The organism is Endozoicomonas sp. SESOKO4, from assembly GCF_024606275.1.
This window is the reverse complement of the sequence record NZ_JAHHPS010000064.1, coordinates 1-2,005: the sequence shown is the minus strand read 5'-3', so window position 1 is coordinate 2,005 and position 2,005 is coordinate 1. Positions and strand designations below refer to the sequence as shown.

2 protein-coding genes are annotated in these 2,005 nt (G+C 43.5%); both read left to right on the top strand.

The window, feature by feature from the left end:
• On the top strand, nucleotides 1-1,555 hold a 1,555-nt coding region (locus tag KDK16_RS01120; RefSeq protein WP_257274299.1), incomplete at its 5' end, for a DUF4116 domain-containing protein.
• A gap of 241 nt (nucleotides 1,556-1,796) precedes the next feature.
• Nucleotides 1,797-2,005 (top strand): hypothetical protein (locus tag KDK16_RS01115; protein ID WP_257274298.1); only part of this gene is annotated, 209 nt, incomplete at its 3' end.

Sequence of the window (2,005 nt, the reverse complement as noted above, 5' to 3'; positions counted from 1 at the left end):
CAAGCAGATCCGGAGTATCCATGAGCTGATTTTTGCCCTGCATCAGCGCTTTGTAAATGCACTGGCACCGGTCACTCTGGTTTCGCGTCAGGGCAGGATATCTACCGAAAAGAAAATCACCTATGTTGATTGCACGACTCCGGGTGGCTCCGATGAAAAGGCGCCGCTATTGAGGCCATCCTGGAAAGCATTAATCGAAAAGTTTCTGTGTTCAGGGACGGTGGTCATTATGGATGATGTCTTGATGGTTAACCTGAAGCTTGGCAGTCATGTGTGCCTTATTGAGCTGCTTGAAAAGGCAGAAGGGGGTAAAGAACGAACCTTACGGCTGAAATTCTCTGACCAGTTTTATAAAGATGATGGTATTAGTAAATCCGCCAAGTTAAAGCGCATGTGGTTTCTGGTGAAGCTACTGAAAGCGCTCGAACTGGATAAAGATGCTGATAGCATGAAGTCGTGTTGCAACGCGGTAGCGGGAGAGATTATCGTCGAATGCACTCGAATGCCATCAACTCATACCATGCAGGAGGTCTTTGAAAAACTGATCACTGTGTTGCGTGCTATGCGTGATGTGGATTCTGACATGCAGAACATTGACGTTTTTGAAGGAGATCAGTGGAACTTTGGCTTGCTTGCACAACGCCTTAATGGCGATGTTGCGGCAGAAGCTGACAGGTTCGCCTTTGAACATTGCCTTTTCGCGATGCATTATAAGAAATTTATCAACTACATTCCCGATTGTTTCCTGTTATTACCCAGCCACTACCAGCAGTTTATTAATTATGCCCTACGGTTTGCAGAGGGTTGTAATAAAGATTACCGTCATCAATCGGAGGACAACTTTCGGGAAATATTAATGAGCAATGAGATCACTGAAGAAACCCGCAGGAAATTTTTACATCATTTGTTATTCGTGGATGCCAAAAGCTCTGCTCCATTGGTTGAGGATGTTTATCCCGACTTGAGAGATAAATGCTATGTCATAAAACCATCATCCTACAGTTACAGGCTAAGTTTTGAAATTCCTCCGGATCAGTGGCTTTCGGATAATAAAGAAACGTTCCAAAAAGCCTTGCTGAAGCACGGACTGCATTATGGTAGCCAGCGGGTGCGGAATGATAAAGACTTGGTATTATCCATCATTGCAGAATGTCCAGAGGCGCTTAAATTTGCCGGTAAAAAACTGAAGAATGATAAAGATATCGCCATGGCCGCTGTCAAACAACACGGCATTTGGCTGCGCCATGCCAGCCCGGAAATGCAGGATGATGAAGACATTGTAAAGACCGCTATCGCAAATTATCCATCAATTCTGGGTTATGCAAGTGAAAGAATCCGAAGCGATAAAAATATTATACAAATGGCAATCGATGTTAATATTGTTAACTTACAACTCGCCAGTGAAAAGGTATTGAAGGATCGCGATTATATGCTCGATTTAATTGAAAAAAATCATCGAGCTTTCAAATATGCTGCTCCTGATCTTAAAGATGATACGGCTTTTATCGAGGCAGCAAAAAAAAGAAACCCCAAAGTGCGTGAATACCTCAGATAAACTGCGAATAAAGTCTGATGGATTCAGACAACGTTGACCAGTGCAAACCCTGTTGCCAGCCTAATGTTTTTTTTCTTCTGTGTATTTGAAGCTGACGGATGAACTTTGTAAAAACATTATTGTCTGATCAAACATAACGACTCGCCATTGAATCATGGATGAATATTAACGTGAGAGGAATATCTCTATGATATCTATACCTGCAAACATTGACAGGTCAAATCCTCAAAGCCTGACAGATATGGCAAAGCAGAAAAACCGTGCTGATTGTGCCTCCAAAAGACATCTCAGCGATTCTGTTACCCATGGTGTTCCAGTCAGCCAAATGTCACTGGCCAAGCGCAGTTGCCGTCCATCTGTTTCAGGTCAGGCTGTTGATCCTGCCCCCAACAGGAAACAACTTGGCGGCAAGGGAATGTTTTTGCAGCGCATGAAGGAAGCCGGTTTATC